13 protein-coding genes are annotated in these 15,921 nt (G+C 70.5%); 1 reads left to right on the forward strand and 12 read right to left on the reverse strand.

Annotated elements, in window-relative coordinates; genetic code table 11:
• Positions 1-126 precede the first annotated feature (126 nt).
• The 6 genes from trmD to proS all read right to left on the reverse strand — a co-directional run bounded on the left by trmD (position 127) and on the right by proS (position 4,862).
• Positions 127-948 carry a tRNA (guanosine(37)-N1)-methyltransferase TrmD gene (gene trmD / locus ABZ532_RS25925; RefSeq protein ID WP_361288414.1) on the reverse strand — a complete coding sequence of 274 codons (822 nt, stop codon included), beginning with the start codon at positions 946-948 and terminating at the stop codon, positions 127-129.
• Positions 948-1,523 carry a ribosome maturation factor RimM gene (gene rimM, locus ABZ532_RS25930; RefSeq protein ID WP_361288417.1) on the reverse strand — a complete coding sequence of 192 codons (576 nt, stop codon included), beginning with the start codon at positions 1,521-1,523 and terminating at the stop codon, positions 948-950. Before rimM ends, trmD begins: the two co-directional genes overlap by 1 nt.
• A gap of 76 nt (positions 1,524-1,599) precedes the next feature.
• Positions 1,600-1,839 (reverse strand): RNA-binding protein, encoded by a 240-nt coding sequence (locus ABZ532_RS25935; protein ID WP_014176063.1) that lies wholly within the window; start codon positions 1,837-1,839, stop codon positions 1,600-1,602.
• Positions 1,840-1,841: 2 nt separating this feature from the next.
• Positions 1,842-2,282, reverse strand: coding sequence for a 30S ribosomal protein S16 (rpsP, locus tag ABZ532_RS25940; RefSeq protein ID WP_361288420.1), 441 nt, complete (start codon positions 2,280-2,282; stop codon positions 1,842-1,844).
• Between the two features lie 249 nt (positions 2,283-2,531).
• On the reverse strand, positions 2,532-3,161 hold the full coding sequence (locus ABZ532_RS25945; protein WP_361288423.1) for a hypothetical protein: 630 nt from the start codon (positions 3,159-3,161) through the stop codon (positions 2,532-2,534).
• A 285-nt stretch (positions 3,162-3,446) separates the two neighbouring features.
• Positions 3,447-4,862 carry a proline--tRNA ligase gene (gene proS / locus ABZ532_RS25950; RefSeq protein WP_361288426.1) on the reverse strand — a complete coding sequence of 472 codons (1,416 nt, stop codon included), beginning with the start codon at positions 4,860-4,862 and terminating at the stop codon, positions 3,447-3,449.
• A 211-nt stretch (positions 4,863-5,073) separates the two neighbouring features.
• Here proS and ABZ532_RS25955 point away from each other — a divergent pair, with 211 nt between their 5' ends.
• Positions 5,074-5,949 (forward strand): methyltransferase domain-containing protein, encoded by an 876-nt coding sequence (locus ABZ532_RS25955; RefSeq protein WP_361288429.1) that lies wholly within the window; start codon positions 5,074-5,076, stop codon positions 5,947-5,949.
• Between the two features lie 60 nt (positions 5,950-6,009).
• On the opposite strand, the gene ftsH is transcribed toward ABZ532_RS25955, so the two are convergent.
• The 6 genes from ftsH to ABZ532_RS25985 form a co-directional block, all read right to left on the reverse strand.
• Positions 6,010-7,920, reverse strand: a complete 1,911-nt coding sequence (ftsH, locus tag ABZ532_RS25960) for an ATP-dependent zinc metalloprotease FtsH (protein WP_361288432.1) — start codon at positions 7,918-7,920, stop codon at positions 6,010-6,012.
• 115 nt (positions 7,921-8,035) lie between these two features.
• The gene (gene ffh / locus ABZ532_RS25965) at positions 8,036-9,586 is read right to left on the reverse strand and encodes a signal recognition particle protein (RefSeq protein ID WP_361288434.1); all 1,551 of its coding nucleotides are present in this window, start codon (positions 9,584-9,586) and stop codon (positions 8,036-8,038) included.
• Between the two features lie 123 nt (positions 9,587-9,709).
• A complete protein-coding gene (locus ABZ532_RS25970; protein ID WP_361288437.1) occupies positions 9,710-12,160 on the reverse strand; it encodes a [protein-PII] uridylyltransferase in 2,451 nt (816 codons plus the stop codon).
• Positions 12,161-12,242: 82 nt separating this feature from the next.
• Entirely contained in the window at positions 12,243-12,581 is a 339-nt protein-coding gene (locus ABZ532_RS25975; protein ID WP_361288439.1) for a P-II family nitrogen regulator, read from the reverse strand.
• Complete coding sequence (locus ABZ532_RS25980) at positions 12,578-13,945, reverse strand: ammonium transporter (RefSeq protein WP_361288442.1); 1,368 nt, start codon at positions 13,943-13,945, stop codon at positions 12,578-12,580. The genes ABZ532_RS25975 and ABZ532_RS25980 overlap by 4 nt, the downstream gene beginning before the upstream one ends.
• 391 nt (positions 13,946-14,336) lie before the next feature.
• Positions 14,337-15,815 (reverse strand): hypothetical protein, encoded by a 1,479-nt coding sequence (locus tag ABZ532_RS25985; protein WP_361288445.1) that lies wholly within the window; start codon positions 15,813-15,815, stop codon positions 14,337-14,339.
• Between the last annotated feature and the right edge of the window lie 106 nt (positions 15,816-15,921).

The raw sequence follows: 15,921 nt of genomic DNA on the forward strand, positions 1-15,921 counted from the left end.
TCTGCTTTCTTCGCCAATGCCACAGGTCATCAGCGGTATGAAGAAGATGGGATGGAGGCCGTCACGTCGGAGCGGGCGCCGTGTCCCCCTGTGGCAGGGGACGCACGTCGGACGTACGGCAGCGGCCTATTGTTCCACGGCCGGTGGCCTGCGCCAAAATCCGCCGTCGGACGAGGGTGCCCAGCCCAGGATGGAGAGGATCTCCCGGTCCTTCTTGTCGAACAGCGACGGGTCGCAGCGCTCGATCAGGTCCGGCCGGTTCGCGGCCGTCCTGCGGAAGGCCTCGTCACGGCGCCAGCGCGCGATCTTCCCGTGGTGACCGCTGAGCAGCACGTCCGGAATGCCACGACCGCGCCACTCGGGTGGCTTGGTGTAGACGGGGCCTTCCAGCAGATTGGCCATGGCGCCGGGCGCGAAGGAGTCGTCCCGGTGGGACTCTGCGTTGCCGAGCACTCCCGGCAGCAGCCGGGCCACCGCCTCGGTGATGACGAGGACGGCCGCCTCGCCGCCGGCGAGCACGTAGTCGCCGATGGAGACCTCGAGGACCGGTATGCGAGTGGCGTAGTCGTCCATGACCCGGCGGTCGATGCCCTCGTACCGGGCCGGGGTGAAGATCAGCCAGGGCCGCTGGGAGAGCTCGACGGCGAGTTCCTGGGTGAAGGGCCGCCCGCTGGGGGTGGGGACGACGATGACCGGGCCGTGTGCCCCGGCCTCGTAGCCGTCGGCGACGGCCTGGTCGAGGGCGTCCCCCCAGGGTTCGGTCTTCATGACCATGCCGGGACCGCCGCCGTACGGGGTGTCGTCGACGGTGTTGTGCCGGTCGTAGGTCCAGTTCCGAAGATCGTGCACGTGGACATCGAGCCGCCCCCGGGCCCGGGCCTTGCCGACCAGTGAGACGTTCAGCGGTTCCAGGTACTCGGGGAAGATCGTGACGACGTCGAGTCGCATCAGGCCCCGTCCTCGTCCTCGCCGTGCGGGGCCCCGCCCTCGTCGCGGCTCGAAGCGATCTCGGCGCGGTCGTCGATCAGCCCCGGAGGCGGGGTGATGACGGCCTTCTGTTCCTCGAGATCGATCTCGGCGACGATCTCCTCCACGAAGGGGATCATCACCTCGGTGCCGTCGGGCCTCTCGACGATGAAGAGGTCCTGCGAGGGCAGGTGGGAGATCTCGGTGATCCGGCCCACCTCGGTGCCGTCGGCGAGCACCACATCGAGGTCCATCAGCTGGTGGTCATAGAACTCATCGGGCTCGTCAGGGCGTTCGTCCGGGTCGACCTCGGCGATGAGCAGGGTGTTGCGCAGGGCCTCGGCGCCGTTGCGGTCCCGTACGCCCTCGAAGCGCAGCAGCAGCCGGCCGCTGTGCACCCGCCCCGTCTCGATCGTCAGCGGTCCCGCCGACGCCGGGTCGGTGTGAAGTACGGCTCCGGGCCCGAGCCTCAGCTCCGGCTCGTCGGTGCGGACTTCGACGGTGACCTCGCCCTTGACGCCATGGGCACGGCCGATCCGTGCGACTACCAGCTGCACGCTCAATGCTCCTGTCATACGACGACGGGCCGGGGAGGACAGTAGCCCTCCCCGGCCCGTGCCGGTGATCAACTGATCAGCGGACCTGGTCCACGTCAACGAGGTCGACACGGACACCACGGCCACCAATGGCACCCACGACGGTGCGCAGGGCACGAGCGGTGCGGCCGTTGCGACCGATCACCTTGCCGAGGTCATCGGGGTGCACCCGGACCTCCAGCACGCGCCCGCGACGCAGGTTGCGCGAGGCGACCTGCACATCGTCGGGATTGTCGACGATGCCCTTCACGAGGTGCTCGAGAGCCTCCTCGAGCATGCTCAGGCCTCGGTCGACTCGGCGGGGGCCTCAGCCTCGTCCGCCTTCTTCTCGGACTTCTTGGCCTTCTGCGTGATGGCCTCGCCCTTGTTCTCGTCACCCTCGAGGGCCTTGGCGAAGTCGTCGAAGGAACGACGCTTGTCTTCCTTCGTCGCCGGGACGAGCAGCGGCTTCTCAGGGGCGGGCAGCCCCTTGTGCTTCTGCCAGTCGCCGGTGAGCTTCAGGATCGCGAGGACCGGCTCGGTCGGCTGGGCGCCGACGGACAGCCAGTACTGGGCGCGCTCCGAGTCGACCTCGATGCGCGACGGGTTGTACGTCGGGTGGTACAGACCGATCTCCTCGATGGCCCGGCCGTCACGGCGGGTACGGGAGTCGGCGACGACGATGCGGTAGTGAGGCGAACGGATCTTGCCCAGACGCTTCAGCTTGATCTTGACTGCCACGGGAGTGGGTTCTCCTGATTTTGACGTGGTTGGGCACAGCGAGTTGCCGCGTGGGGTTGCGGTACCCGATGGCCCGACGGACGCGTCAGCCGGAGGAGAGAGGGGTCCTATGCGACTGTCGAGTACAGCTGGCCATTCTGCCACACCCATGACGCGGGGGCGGACCACGGTCCGGTCCGCCCGCGCGAAGCACTCACGCCGCATGACGCGCGAGCACTGGGAGGCTCGGGTACCCGGGTGCCGAGCCGCTCAGCCGGCCGCGGCCACCGCTTCGGGGATGCGGAAGGGTTTGCCGCAGCCTCCGCACACGATCGGAGCCTGGGCGAGGACCGATGGCACCACCCTCACATTGCGCCCGCAGTCGCATACGGCCTTGACCCGTACACCTCCACCCGACGAGCCGTGCCGGGCGGCCGGACCCCGGAAGGTGCGCTTGGTGTCGGAAGCCGTCGCAACCGTGTGCGCGGCGAGGGCCCGCTGGAGCCGCTCGATGGTCGGCCGGTACCGCCGCTTCGCCTCCACGTTGAGCGTGACCAGCGAGAAGCCGCTGCTCGGATGTGGCTCCTCCGGGTGGTCCAGACCCATCTCCTCGGCGATCGCCAGGAACCGGCGGTTGTGATAGCGACCGGCGCGGGAGGTGTCGCGGACACCTCGGGCGGCGGCGATGCCGTGGACTGCCTCATGGAGCAGTCGCTCGAAGGAGAGCTCGTGGCCGCACGCCGACGAGGACTCTCCGATCAGGGACTCGGGCGCGGCGAGATCCGGCAGCTCGGGGTGGTACCGCTGAATGTCGGCCCACGCCTGCGCCAGCTCTGCGGCGAGAACAGGTGGTGTCGTGCTCACGTCGTGACAACGAGCCGGAGGCCTCTCGGGTTCCATTCCGGGCCATCCCAAATAATTTGCACTTACCCGTCAGTTGGCATTGATGCGTCCTGACGAGGGCGGGTGCGCTGAACTGCGGAGAAGTCACGCAGCTCACAACAAGCCGGTACGTAGTGGAGCGTCGGCGAAATACACGCCGAAGACACGCGTCACGGCACGTAGCCACGGCGGCGCCCCGGGAACCCGGGGCGCGGACGCGGCTCGGGGGGCGGAGCTCCGGGCTCGGCCCGCTCGACCGGACACGCCTACCCGACCGGTACACCCGCTCGGCAGCCGCGCCCTTCAGTAGGCACGCGCGACGATCGCGAGCGTACCCGGGGCGTCGTCGGCCTCCGGCACCGACCCGTCATCGCCGACCAGACACCGCACGGACACGGCCTGCTCGGCGAGCAGCGCCTCCCCGCCCGTACCCAGGACGGCCCAGGGGACACGCGCCCAGCCGCCCGCGAGCACCGCCTCGGCCGCCTCCTCGATCGTCGCCACGTCCGTGGTCCGGGCCTCGCGGCGCTCCCGTGACTGGCGCAGCAGCAGCGCCTGGTCCTCCTCGAGCACGGTGGGCAGCAGTCCCGCGAGCGCGTCGATCGCCACGGGCTCCTTGCCTCCGGGAATGCGCCGGGCGAGCATCGCCGTGCCGTTCTCCAGATCGCGCGGCCCGATCTCGACGCGCACCGGCACGCCCTTGAGCTCCCAGTCCACGGCCCGCCGCCCGAAAGGGGTGTCGGTGCGGTCGTCGACCTGGACCCGGATCCCGGCGGCCGCCAGCCGGTCGCCGAGCTCCCGCACCTGGGCGAGCACCGCCTCGTCGTCCTTGATGGCGAGCACGACGGCCTGCACCGGCGCCAGCCGGGGCGGCACACGCAGCCCGTTGTCGTCGCCGTGCGACATGATCAGCCCGCCGACCATCCGGGTGGAGCAGCCCCAGGAGGTCTGCCAGGCGAGTTCCTGCTTGCCGTCCTTCGACAGATAGGTGGTGTTGAAGGCCTTGGAGAAGTTGGTGCCGAGCTCATGGCTCGTGCCCATCTGCAAGGCCTTGCCGTCGCCCATCATGCCTTCGAGCGTCAGGGTGTTGATGGCCCCTGCGAAGCGTTCCCGGGGCGTCTTGCGCCCGAGCACCACGTCGATGCCGAGCACGTTCACCATGAAGTCGGCGTAGACCTCGCGGTGGATTCGGGCGGCGTAGTCGCGCGCCTCCTCGCAGGTGGCGTGGGCGGTGTGGCCCTCCTGCCAGAGGAACTCGGTGGTGCGCAGGAAGACCCTCGGGCGCATCTCCCAGCGCACCACGTTCGCCCACTGGTTGATGAGCAGCGGCAGGTCGCGGTAGCTCTGCACCCACTTGGAGAAGTAGTCATTGATGATCGTCTCCGAGGTGGGGCGGACGACGACCGGCTCCTCCAGTTCCTTGCCCCCGCCGTGGGTGACGACCGCGAGCTCGGGGGCGAAGCCTTCGACGTGCTCGGCTTCCCTGGTCAGATACGACTGCGGGATGAAGAGCGGGAAGTACGCGTTGGAGGCCCCGGCCTCCTTGATGCGGACGTCCATCTCCTGCTGCATCCGCTCCCAGAGCCCGTAGCCGTACGGGCGGATCACCATCGTGCCCCGCACCGGGCCGTTGTCGGCGAGCTCGGCCTTGTTGATCAGGTCCTGGTACCAGCGGGGGAAGTCCTCGGCCTGCGGCGTGAGGACGGGTGCCTTTGCCATGGCGGGAATCGTACGGCGGCCCCACTCTGGTTGGGGAATCGCTGCGAGCCTGGGGGCGTACGACCGGAGCGCGCCGAGGCTTTGCGGCGCGACCTCTGGACGTAAGGACGGATGCGGAGTTCTCTGGCATACGGGGGCGCATGAGCGCACGCACACGGGGGGCTGTCAATCAGGGCACGGCTGACCTCTCGGTGGATTGGGGCGCTTTTCGATGGGACACACGCTCGTCCGGCACCACCCCGTCACAGCCTTCGCACGCCCGGCCGGTGACCCGGCGCGGGCCCGCGACTGGGCCGAGATCCAGGAACGGATGCTGGTGCCCCTCTACGAGGCGGTCTACGAGCATCTGGAGGTCGGCGGGCGTTCCCGGGTCCTGGGGCTCGGCTGCGGTTCGGGGCTGGCCCTGCTGATGGCGGCGAGGCGTGGGGCGCAGGTCACCGGGGTCGACACGGACGGGGCACGCCTGGCACTGGCCCGCAGGCGCCTCAGCCCGGACCCGGGCGACGGCAGGCACGCGTCCCTCGGGGACGGGGTACCCGGCGCGGACATACAGCTGGTCGAGGGCGGCCCCGGTGATGCCGCGGACCCCGCCCGGGCCCGCTTCGACGTGATCACCGCATTTCAGCCGATCGGGTGTACGGCAGGCGACTCGGAAGGGCTCGTCCCCGCACTGGAAGCAGCCGTTCCGCTCGCCGCGCGTGGTAGCGCGGTCGTGCTGGCGGGCTGGGGACCGCCCGAGCGTTGTGCGACCGCGACGGTGCTGCGGGTCGCGAGCCGGCTGACCGAACGGCTGCGGACGGCCGGTGGCTGGCGGCCGCCCCGGCGGGACGACCTGGAGGAGGTGGCGACCAGGGCCGGTCTCAACCCGGACGGCTCGGGACGGGTCGCCTGCCCGTTCGGCTACGCGGACACGGACAGCGCGGCGCGGGGGCTGCTGTCGACCGGGCTGTTTGACGCGGCGATACGGGCGACGGACCAGAAGCAGGTCGAGAAGGAGATCGCGGAGGCGCTGCACCCGTATGTGCGGTCCGACGGCACCGTCTGGATGCCCAATGTGTTCCGGTATCTGATCGCCAGGACACCGTGAGGGGTACGCCCGTCCCCGGAGAGCCGCTCAGCTTGGAAGGGTGCGGTACACCCGGACGGCCTACTCCGCCCCGTTGCTCTTGGTGAGCCGCGTGATGCCCGCCGCCCGGTACGCCTCTTCCTCCTCAAGGGTCTCGTTGGCCAGCAGGGCCGCGGCGAGGGCGTCCAGCCGGGCGCGGTTGTCCCGCAGCTGCCGGCAGGCGCTCTCGTAGCACTCGTCGGCGATCCGGCGCATCTCGTGGTCCACCGCGTCCAGCGTCGCCGGGGCGGCCGCGAGCCCGTACGCCTCCTGTGCGTGGCCCGGGATCGCGGTGAAGCGGCCCACGCGATCACTCATGCCCCAGCGGCCGACCATGCCCCGCAGCAGCTGGGTTACCTGGTCCAGATCGCTCTCGGAGCCGGTGGTGACCACCCCGAAGACCACGTGCTCGGCCGCCATTCCGCCCAGTGCTCCGACGATGCGCCCACGCAGGTACTCCTCCGTGAAGGCGTAGCGATCGGCATCGGGCGTGGACAGGGTGACGCCCAGCGCACGGCCGCGCGGCACGATCGTGATCTTGCGAACGGGGTCAGCGCCGGGCTGGAGCATGCCGAGCAGTGCGTGGCCGCTCTCGTGGTACGCGGTCCTGCGGCGCTCGTCCTCGGGCATCACCAGCGGCCGTTCCGCGCCGAGCTGCACCTTCTCCAGGGCCGCGGAGAGATCTCCCTGGGTGACCTCCCGCTGCCTGCGCTTGACCGCGAGCAGCGCGGCCTCGTTGGCGAGGTTGGCCAGTTCGGCACCTGTCATTCCCGGGGTCGTGCGGGCCACTTGGGCGAGGTCGACCCCGTCGGCCAGCGGGATCTCCCGGGTGTGGATCCGCAGGATCGCCTCACGGCCACGCCGGTCGGGCGGGCTGACCTGCACGATCCGGTCGAAACGGCCGGGGCGGGTGAGGGCCGGGTCGAGCACGTCGGCACGGTTGGTGGCGGCCAGCACGACCACACCCTCCGAGCCGGTGAAGCCGTCCATCTCGGTCAGGATCTGGTTGAGGGTCTGTTCCCGCTCGTCATGGCCGCCGATGCCCGCGCCCCCGGAGCGCACCCGGCCGATGGTGTCGATCTCGTCGATGAAGACGATGGCCGGCGCGACCTTGCGGGCCTCGGCGAAGAGTTCCCGTACCCGGGACGCCCCCACACCCACGATCATCTCGATGAACTCGGACGCGGACGCGGAGAAGAACGGCACCCCTGCCTCTCCCGCCACGGCCCGCGCGAGCAGGGTCTTCCCGGTGCCCGGCGGTCCGGCGAGCAGTACGCCGCCGGGCATGCGGGCGCCCATGTCCCGGTATGCCTGGGGGTTCTTGAGGAAGCCGACGACATCGTCGAGCTCCCCGGCGACCTCGTCGATCCCGGCCACGTCGTCGAAGGTGGTGCGCCTGCCCGCGGTCAGCTCGACGGGCCGGGGCGGCGCCTTGCGGCCGAGAGGCCCGCCGATACCGGTGCCCATCCGCCGTGCGGCGAGTACCCAGATGAGGACCAGCACGAGGATCGGGGCGAGTGAGATCAGCAGATTGACGAGGAATCCGCGCTGGGCGACGACGGGTTCCGCCGTGACGACCACACCCTTCCGGGTGAGTTCCTGCCAGAGTTTGTCATCGGTGAACGAGGGCCTCTGGGTGCTGAACTTGGTGTAGTCCCCGTCTCCGTCAGGCAGCGGCCGGGGCTTCTTCAGCTCGCCCTGGATGGCGTCGCCCTTGGCGTAGATTCTGGCGACGTTGCCCGCCGTGACCTGCTTGCTGAATTCGGTGTACGAGAGGGTGGGCTGCTCTTCCTCCCCGATGAACGTCAGTGCCAGGAACGCGGCGGCGAACACCACGAGCGCGGCCACCGCCAGGCCGATCCAGCCCCCGGGCGGCCGGCGCTTCGGCGGCGGAGCGCCCTCGGACCGCCAGGGCTGGTCGGTGCGGTCGCGCGGCGGTACGGAATTGGCCACGTGCCCATGACCGCACAGCTCACCGGGGGGTGCCACCGGGACGGGCACATGGCCGAGGGCCCCGCGGTCGGTACGACCGCGGGGCCCTCTGGCACCGCTCCACGGGGGCGGCCTGTCAGCCCATGAACTTCTTGAACTCGTCCGGGAGCTCGAAGTCCTTGCCCGCGCCGCCCGGCGGGAGGCCGAACGCACCGCCCTCAGCGGCCTGCTCGCGACGGGCCGCGGCGGCCTGCTCCTCGGCCTTGCGCTTCATCGGGTTGCCGCTCTTGCGCTTGCCCTTGGCCTGTTTCTGCTGCTTCTTCTGGCGGCCGGGGCCGCCACCCATGCCGGGGATCCCCGGCATGCCGGGCATACCGCCGCCCTGCGCCATCCTCGACATCATCTTGCGGGCCTCGAAGAACCGCTCGACCAGGCCCTTGACCGCGCTGACGTCGACACCGGAACCCTTGGCGATACGGGCGCGGCGCGAGCCGTTGATGATCGTCGGTTCCTGGCGCTCGGCCGGCGTCATCGACTTGATGATCGCCGCCGTGCGGTCCACGTCGCGTTCGTCGATGTTGTTGATCTGGTCCTTGATCTGACCCATGCCGGGCAGCATGCCGAGCAGCTTGGAGATGGAGCCCATCTTCCTGACCTGCTCCATCTGGGCCAGGAAGTCGTCGAGCGTGAAGTCCTTGCCCTTGCTGCTCGCCAGCTTGGAGGCCATCTTGGCGGCCTCTTCCTGGCTGAAGGTCTGCTCGGCCTTCTCGATGAGCGAGAGCACATCGCCCATGCCGAGGATGCGGGACGCCATGCGGTCCGGGTGGAACGCGTCGAACTCGTCCAGCTTCTCGCCGTTGGAGGCGAACATGATCTGCTTGCCGGTGACATGCGCGATGGAGAGCGCGGCACCACCGCGCGCGTCGCCGTCCAGCTTGGAGAGCACCACGCCGTCGAAGCCGACGCCGTCACGGAAGGCCTCCGCGGTGTTGACCGCGTCCTGGCCGATCATCGAGTCGACGACGAACAGGACCTCGTCAGGGCTGACCGCGTCCCGGATGTCCGCGGCCTGCTGCATCATCTCCTGGTCGATACCGAGGCGGCCGGCGGTGTCGACCACGACGATGTCGTGGACCTTCGACTTCGCGTACTCGATCGACTCCTTGGCGACCTGGACCGGGTCGCCGACGCCGTTGCCCGGCTGCGGTGCGAACACGGCGACACCGGCCCGCTCGGCGACCACGGCCAGCTGGTTGACGGCGTTGGGGCGCTGGAGGTCACACGCGACGAGCAGCGGCGAATGGCCCTGGCTCTTGAGCCAGAGGCCGAGCTTTCCGGCGAGGGTGGTCTTACCCGCACCCTGGAGACCCGCGAGCATGATCACGGTGGGCGGCTGCTTGGCGAACCGCAGGCGCCGGGTCTCACCGCCGAGGATCCCGATGAGCTCCTCGTTGACGATCTTGATGACCTGCTGGGCGGGGTTCAGCGCCTGGGACACCTCGGAGCCCAGAGCGCGCTCCTTGACGTCCTTGATGAAGGAGCGGACGACGGGCAGCGCGACGTCGGCCTCGAGCAGCGCGATACGGATCTCGCGTGCTGTGGCGTCGATGTCCGCCTCGGACAACCTGCCCTTGCCCCGGAGGTTCTTGAATGTCGCGGCAAGGCGGTCGGAAAGGGTATCGAACACGGCGGTCGCGGATCCTCGGGTCTCGGGGGCAGGTGGGCAGATGTCCCCCAAGGGTATCCGTACGGGCGAGTGGGGTCTGCCCCCCGCCCCGGGACCGTACGCACGCCCCCGAGGGGCAGGCGGTCAGGCGCGCAGCGCGGCCTCCAGCGTCCTGGCGACCTCCGCGGCCTCCCCCGAGGGCAGCGGGGCGCCTTCGGGACCCGTGACATAGAAGGCGTCCACCGCGTTCGCGCCCAGCGTGGACACATGCGCGCTGCGCACCCGTACCGCCGCCGACTCCAGTGCCCGACCGATGCGGTGCAGCAGCCCGGGCACGTCCTGGGCCCGCACCTCGATCACGGTGGCGAACCGGGAGGCCGCCGAGGCCACGGTGACCCGGGCCGGGGGCGCGGTGGCACCGCGCCTGCGCGGGTACGCCGCCTCGCGCTCGGCCAGTCTGGACCGGATGTCCAGCGAGCCGTCGAGGGCGCGTACGAGATCGGCCCGCAGCCGTGCGGCCTGCGGCAGCGAGCCGTAGGCCGCCGCCACCCGCCAGTCGAGTACGAGGACGGATCCGGAACCGACCTCGCTCGGCAGTTCGATGGCCCTGAGGTCGGCGGCACGCACGGTGAGCCGGTGCAGGGCGAGGACACCCGCGACGGCGGGCAGCACCCCCGGCTGGTCGGGCACGGCGATCAGGAGTTCAACGCCGACCGGCTCGGGCTCACCTTCGTGCTGGGGGGCCTCGGCCTGGGCATGCAGGGCGAGCACGGGACCACCCGTGCGCAGCGCCTCCACGGCGAGCCGTTCCTGCTCGGCGGTGGGCGCCGCGGGCTCCGGTTCCTCGGGGGCCTGCCCGGCGAGCACCCCTGCGACCCGTTTCACCAGGTCGGCGACGAGCGAGCCGCGCCAGGCGGACCAGGCGGCGGGTCCGGTGGCGAGTGCGTCGGCCTCGGTGAGCGCGTGCAGCAGTTCCAGCGTGCCCGGTGAGCCGACAGCGTCGGCGACCGCCCGCAGGGTCGCGGGGTCGTCCAGATCGCGCCGCGTGGCGGTCTCGATGAGCAGCAGATGGTGGCGGACGAGCGCGGCGACGACGGCCACGTCGTGCTTGTCGAAGCCGATCCGCCCGGCCATGTCGCGGGCGATGGTCTCACCGGCGACCGAGTGGTCGCCCGGCCAGCCCTTGCCGATGTCGTGCAGCAGCGCGGCGACCAGGAGCAGGTCTGGGCGGCTGACACGGCGGGTGAGGGCCGCGGCGCGTACGGCGGTCTCGACCAGGTGGCGGTCGACGGTCCAGGTGTGCACGGCATTGCGCTGGGGACGGCAGCGGACCCGCTCCCAGTCCGGGAGCAGCCGGGTGATCAGCCCTTCGGCCTCCAGGGCCTCCCATACGGCGACGGTGGACTCACCGGCGCCGAGCAGCGTGACCAGTTCCTCGCGTGCGTCGGCGGGCCAGGGCACCGGCAGCGGCGCGGCGGCCGTGGCCAGGTGGCGCACGGCGTGCCGGGAGAGCGGCAGCCCGGACTGGGCGGCAGCGGCTGCGGCCCGCAGCGGCAGCACCGGGTCGCGCTCGGGCCTGGCGGTACGGGCGAGGACGGCCTCGCCGTCCATCTCGACCACGCCTTCGGCCAGTGGGGTGCGCTCGGGCTCGGGGCGCCGCCCGCCGAACACGGCGCGCAGCCGGGGGCGTGCGGACCGGGCCTTGAGCACGCGGTTCACCTCGCGCCAGGTGACATCCGAGGCGTACGAAACCGTCCGCGCGGCCTCGTACACCTGCCGCAGCAGGGTGTCGGCGTCGAGTAGGCCGAGCTCTTGAGCCACCTGGTCCTGTTCCTGGAGGGCGAGCCGGTCGGTGGCACGCCCGGTGGTGAGGTGGAGGGCGTCCCGGGTGTCGAGGAGGACCCGTCCCGCGTCGGCGAGGCCCTCACGGGGCGCGTCGGCGAGCCAGGACGCGGCGACGGCCCGCAGGGCGGTGGCGTCCCGCAGTCCCCCGCGGGCCTCCTTTAGGTCGGGTTCCAGCAGGTACTGGAGCTCGCCCTGGCGTGCTGCCCGCTCGCGGCAGAGCTCGTCCAGCTCGGGCAGCCGCTTCACGGCCTGGTTGCGCCAGTCGGCGAGTACGGCGGTGCGCAGGGCGGCCACCAGGCCCAGGTCTCCGGCCACGCCACGGGCGTCGAGCAGTCCGAGCTGCACCTTGAGGTCGTCGCCGGCGGTCTTGCGGGCCTCGCCCGCGGTGCGCACGGAGTGGTCCAGCGCGAGCCCGAGGTCCCAGACCGGGTACCAGATCCGGTCGGCGAGGGAGGCGATCGCCCCGGCGTCGGCGCTGCCGTCGTGCAGGATCAGCAGGTCGAGGTCACTGCGCGGGGACAGCTCGCCGCGTCCGTAGCCGCCGACGGCGACGAGGGCGGCGCCGCGCACCCCGGTGCTCCGCACCGCGGAGCTGAAAAGCGCGGCGAGCCACTCATCGGTCAGCCGGGCCAGGGCCGCACGGCGCGGCGGCCCGGACCGCTCCTTCTCCTGGAGAAGGCGCAGCCGGGCCGCCGCATAGCCGCTGGGTCCCGAGTCTTCCGTTTCCGTGGTCACATCGAGGCTCGTCACCCGGTAGCTCCCGTCTACAGCTCTCGGTCCTGCGGCACTTGGTGCATTGCCCTATATGAGCGTGAGCGCTCCGCAGCAGCCGCTACAGCGCGTCCGGGCCGCGTTCACCGGTCCGCACCCGGACCGCCGTCTCGACGGGGACGCTCCACACCTTGCCGTCCCCGATCTTGCCGGTCCTCGCCGCCTTCACCACCACGTCGATCAGCTCTTCGGCGTCGTCGTCCTCGGCCAGCACCTCGATGCGGATCTTGGGGACGAGGTCGACGGTGTACTCGGCACCACGGTAGACCTCGGTGTGGCCGCGCTGCCGCCCGTAGCCGCTGGCCTCGGTGACGGTGAGCCCCTGGACTCCGAAGGCCTGGAGGGCCTCCTTGATCTCGTCCAGCCGGTGGGGCTTCACGACTGCGGTGATGAGCTTCATGCGTCCACCTTCTTGGTCTTCTTCGTCTGCGGTGCGGCTGCCTCGGTGTCGGCGGGTGCGGGGGCGACGCTCCTGCGCGCGGCGGCCCCGCCGCCCGCTCCGCTGAAGTCGTACGCGGTCTCGGCGTGCTCGACCTGGTCGATGCCGGAGACCTCGTCGTCCTCGGTGACCCGCATGCCGATCGTCTTGTCGAGGGCGAATGCGAGGATCGCGGAGACGATCAGAGAGTAGGCGAGAACCGCGAAGACACCGATGGCCTGCTTGCCGAGCTGCTCGAAGCCGCCGCCGTAGAAGAGGCCCTTGGCGTCGGACTGGACACCTCCGGTGGCGAAGAAGCCCACCAGGAGGGAGCCGATGACACCGCCTACGAGGTGCACGCCCACCACGTCGAGCGAGTCGTCGTAGCCGAGCTTGTACTTGAGGCCGACAGCCATGGCGCACACCAGACCGGCGACGGCGCCGATGCCGATCGCGCCGAGCGGGGAGCAGGAGCCGCCGGACGGGGTGATGGCGACGAGTCCCGCGACCGCGCCGGAGGCAGCGCCCAGGGTGGTGAAGGAACCGTGGCGGATCTTCTCGTAGCCGAGCCAGGCGAGCATCGCGGCGGCGGTGGCGACCTGGGTGTTGACGAACATCACCGCGCCGACGCCGTCGTCGTTGCCGAGCCAGGAGCCCGCGTTGAAGCCGAACCAGCCGAACCACAGGAGCCCTGCGCCGAGCATCACCAGCGGGAGGCTGTGCGGGCGCATCGGGTCCTTCTTGAAGCCGACCCGCTTGCCGATCACGAGGATCACACCGAGCGCGGCTGCGCCGGCGTTGATGTGGACGGCGGTGCCGCCGGCGAAGTCGATCACGCCCAGCTCGAACAGCCAGCCGCCCGCGCCCCAGACCCAGTGCGCGACCGGGAAGTAGACGATGGTGACCCACAGCACGATGAACAGTGCCCAGGCGCTGAACTTCACCCGGTCCGCGAGCGCACCGCTGATCAGGGCGGGTGTGATGATCGCGAACATCAGCTGGAACACGGCGAAGACGTACACCGGGATGGTGTAGCCGTCCCACAGCTCGTTCAGGCCGATGCCGCTCAGTCCGACGTAGTCGGACGACCAGCCGATCAGGGAGCCCGAGTCGGTGCCGAAGGCCAGGCTGAAGCCGTACAGCACCCACAGGATCGTGACGATCCCGAGGCTGATGAAGCTCATCATCAGCATGTTGAGGGTGCTCTTGACCCGGACCATGCCTCCGTAGAAGAAGGCCAGGCCCGGCGTCATGAGCATCACCAGTGCGGAGCAGATGAGCATGAACCCGGTGTTGGCGGCAGACAGCTGGGGGGCGTCTGCGGCAAGCGTGATGCCTGGGGGCATCGGCGTCTCCTCGTCGTCGTACGGCCTGTGCGGGCGGAGCCTGGGCTGGCTGGACAACCGGTGGGCGAGTGTCCGGTGCGGCTGCCTGGGAGTCGGCCGGTTATGCGCCATGAGGTTGGCGCGCCGCGGTTTCCGCCGATGCCGCCCGATGTTTCACCGCAGTGACGAAGCGATCGGGCGTGTTACACGCCGATGAACTGAAGGGTCACGGAAACGTCACGCGAGTACCCTCCACGGCGGAGGAGAAGGGGCCCGGAAGCCTGGGGAGGCTTCCGGGATGCGCCCGGGCGCATGCCGACCGGCCGCGACGCACCCGGTTGACCTGGCGTGGGGGGCCGAGTCGGGCTGTTATGGGTGGCGTCGCGGCCGGGGTTCTGGGGGTCGTGCCAGGTCAGACCGCCTCGGCGGTCTCGGGCAGCTGGGCCGTGAGCACCTCTGTGAGGTGGGCGACCTCGGGGACATCACCGAAGTCCCTGGCCGCCGTGTCGACGGTCTTGCGAAGCCGGGTGTTGACCCGCTCCGACCGTATCCGCTTGGCCACTTTCAGTGCCTGCCCTGCGAGCTGCGTGGACTGCTCGGGCTCCCGCTTCAGCAGATGCACCGTGGCCATGCCGATGAGGTTCAGTGCATACGAGCGCTTGTGCTCGTGGTCCTCGGCGAAGAGCTCGACCGCACGCCGCATGACGGGCTCGGCGAGTGAGGCGTAGCTGGGGCTGCGACCCGCCACATAGGCCAGGTCGCGGTACGAGTGGGCGTTCTCGCCGTTGAGCTCGGCCTCGGAGAAGAATCGGATCCAGTCGGGCTCGGGCTCATTGGTCTCGAGGGCGTCGGCGAAGGTGTCCTCTGCCATGCGGACGGCCCGCTTGGTCTTGCTGGGCTGGCCCATGTTGGCGTAGGCGCGGGCCTCCATCGCATACAGCATGGCCTGGGTGCGCTGGGTGGCGCAGTCACGGCTGCCGTACTGGGCGAGATGGATCAGCTCAAGGGCGTCATCCGGCCTGCCCAGGTGGATCATCTGCCGGCTCATGGACGAGAGGATGAAGGAGCCGAGCGGCTTGTCCCCGGCCTCCTTGGCGGCGTGCAGGGCCAGCACGAAGTACTTCTGGGCGGTGGGCTGGAGACCGATGTCGTAGCTCATCCAGCCGGCGAGCTCAGCCAGTTCGGCGGCGCAGCGGAACAGACGCTTAGCGGTCGGCTCGGGATGAGCCTCCTGGAGCAGGTCGGTCACCTCATGAAGCTGGCCGACAACGGCCTTGCGGCGCAGTCCGCCGCCGCACTGGGCATCCCACTGGCGGAACATCGCGGTGGTGGACTCGAGCAGTTCGAGCTCAGGGCCGGAGAGCGGAGAGAGGCGCTGGGAGCCCGCCGCTGACGGCTGCGGCGCGGCATCGGTGGGCGGGCCGGGCGCCAGCCAGCGCTGCATGGGTTCGATGAGGGCGGGGCCGGCCGAGAGGGCGAGCGAGGTGCCGAGGAAGCCTCGGCGGGCCAGCATCAGGTCACTGCGCGAGAACTCGTTGAGCAGGGAGACGGTCTGGTGGCCGGTCCAGGGCAGGTCCACACCGGACACGGACGGCGACTGATGGGCCGTGCGCAGGCCCAGGTCCTCGACGGCGATGACGCTGCCGAAGCGCTCGGAGAAGAGCTCGGACAGGATGCGCGGAATCGGCTCGCGCGGCTGCTCACCGTCCAGCCAGCGCCGTACCCGGGAGGTGTCCGTGCTGATGTGGGGGGCGCCCATCTGGCGCGCCCTGCGGTTCACCTGCCGCGCCAGCTCGCCCTTGGACCAGCCACTGCGCACGAACCACGAGCTCAGTTGCTCGTTCGGGCGCTTACCGGTGGACGTACCGTCCGCGTCGCTGCCGCCGCTCACTGAAACGCCGCCCCCTATCTGTTGCCGTCTGTTGCCCTGTTGCCGTTGTCACGCGAACCCGTATCAGAGCGCTGTGGGTTACTGCCCCGCCTTCCGGTGGTTGCAC

Origin of the sequence: Streptomyces sp. NPDC019396, assembly GCF_040632375.1 — a bacterium.
In the GTDB taxonomy this organism is placed as follows: domain Bacteria; phylum Actinomycetota; class Actinomycetes; order Streptomycetales; family Streptomycetaceae; genus Streptomyces.

What these genes read in the sequence shown, in the direction of transcription:
- trmD (WP_361288414.1), bottom strand. Translation starts at nt 948, where the DNA reads ATGCGACTCGACGTCGTCACGATCTTCCCCGAGTACCTGGAACCGCTG.
- ABZ532_RS25935 (WP_014176063.1), bottom strand. Translation starts at nt 1,839, where the DNA reads ATGCTCGAGGAGGCTCTCGAGCACCTCGTGAAGGGCATCGTCGACAAT.
- ABZ532_RS25945 (WP_361288423.1), bottom strand. Translation starts at nt 3,161, where the DNA reads ATGGAACCCGAGAGGCCTCCGGCTCGTTGTCACGACGTGAGCACGACA.
- proS (WP_361288426.1), bottom strand. Translation starts at nt 4,862, where the DNA reads ATGGCAAAGGCACCCGTCCTCACGCCGCAGGCCGAGGACTTCCCCCGC.
- ABZ532_RS25955 (WP_361288429.1), top strand. Translation starts at nt 5,074, where the DNA reads ATGGGACACACGCTCGTCCGGCACCACCCCGTCACAGCCTTCGCACGC.
- ABZ532_RS25975 (WP_361288439.1), bottom strand. Translation starts at nt 12,581, where the DNA reads ATGAAGCTCATCACCGCAGTCGTGAAGCCCCACCGGCTGGACGAGATC.
- ABZ532_RS25980 (WP_361288442.1), bottom strand. Translation starts at nt 13,945, where the DNA reads ATGCCCCCAGGCATCACGCTTGCCGCAGACGCCCCCCAGCTGTCTGCC.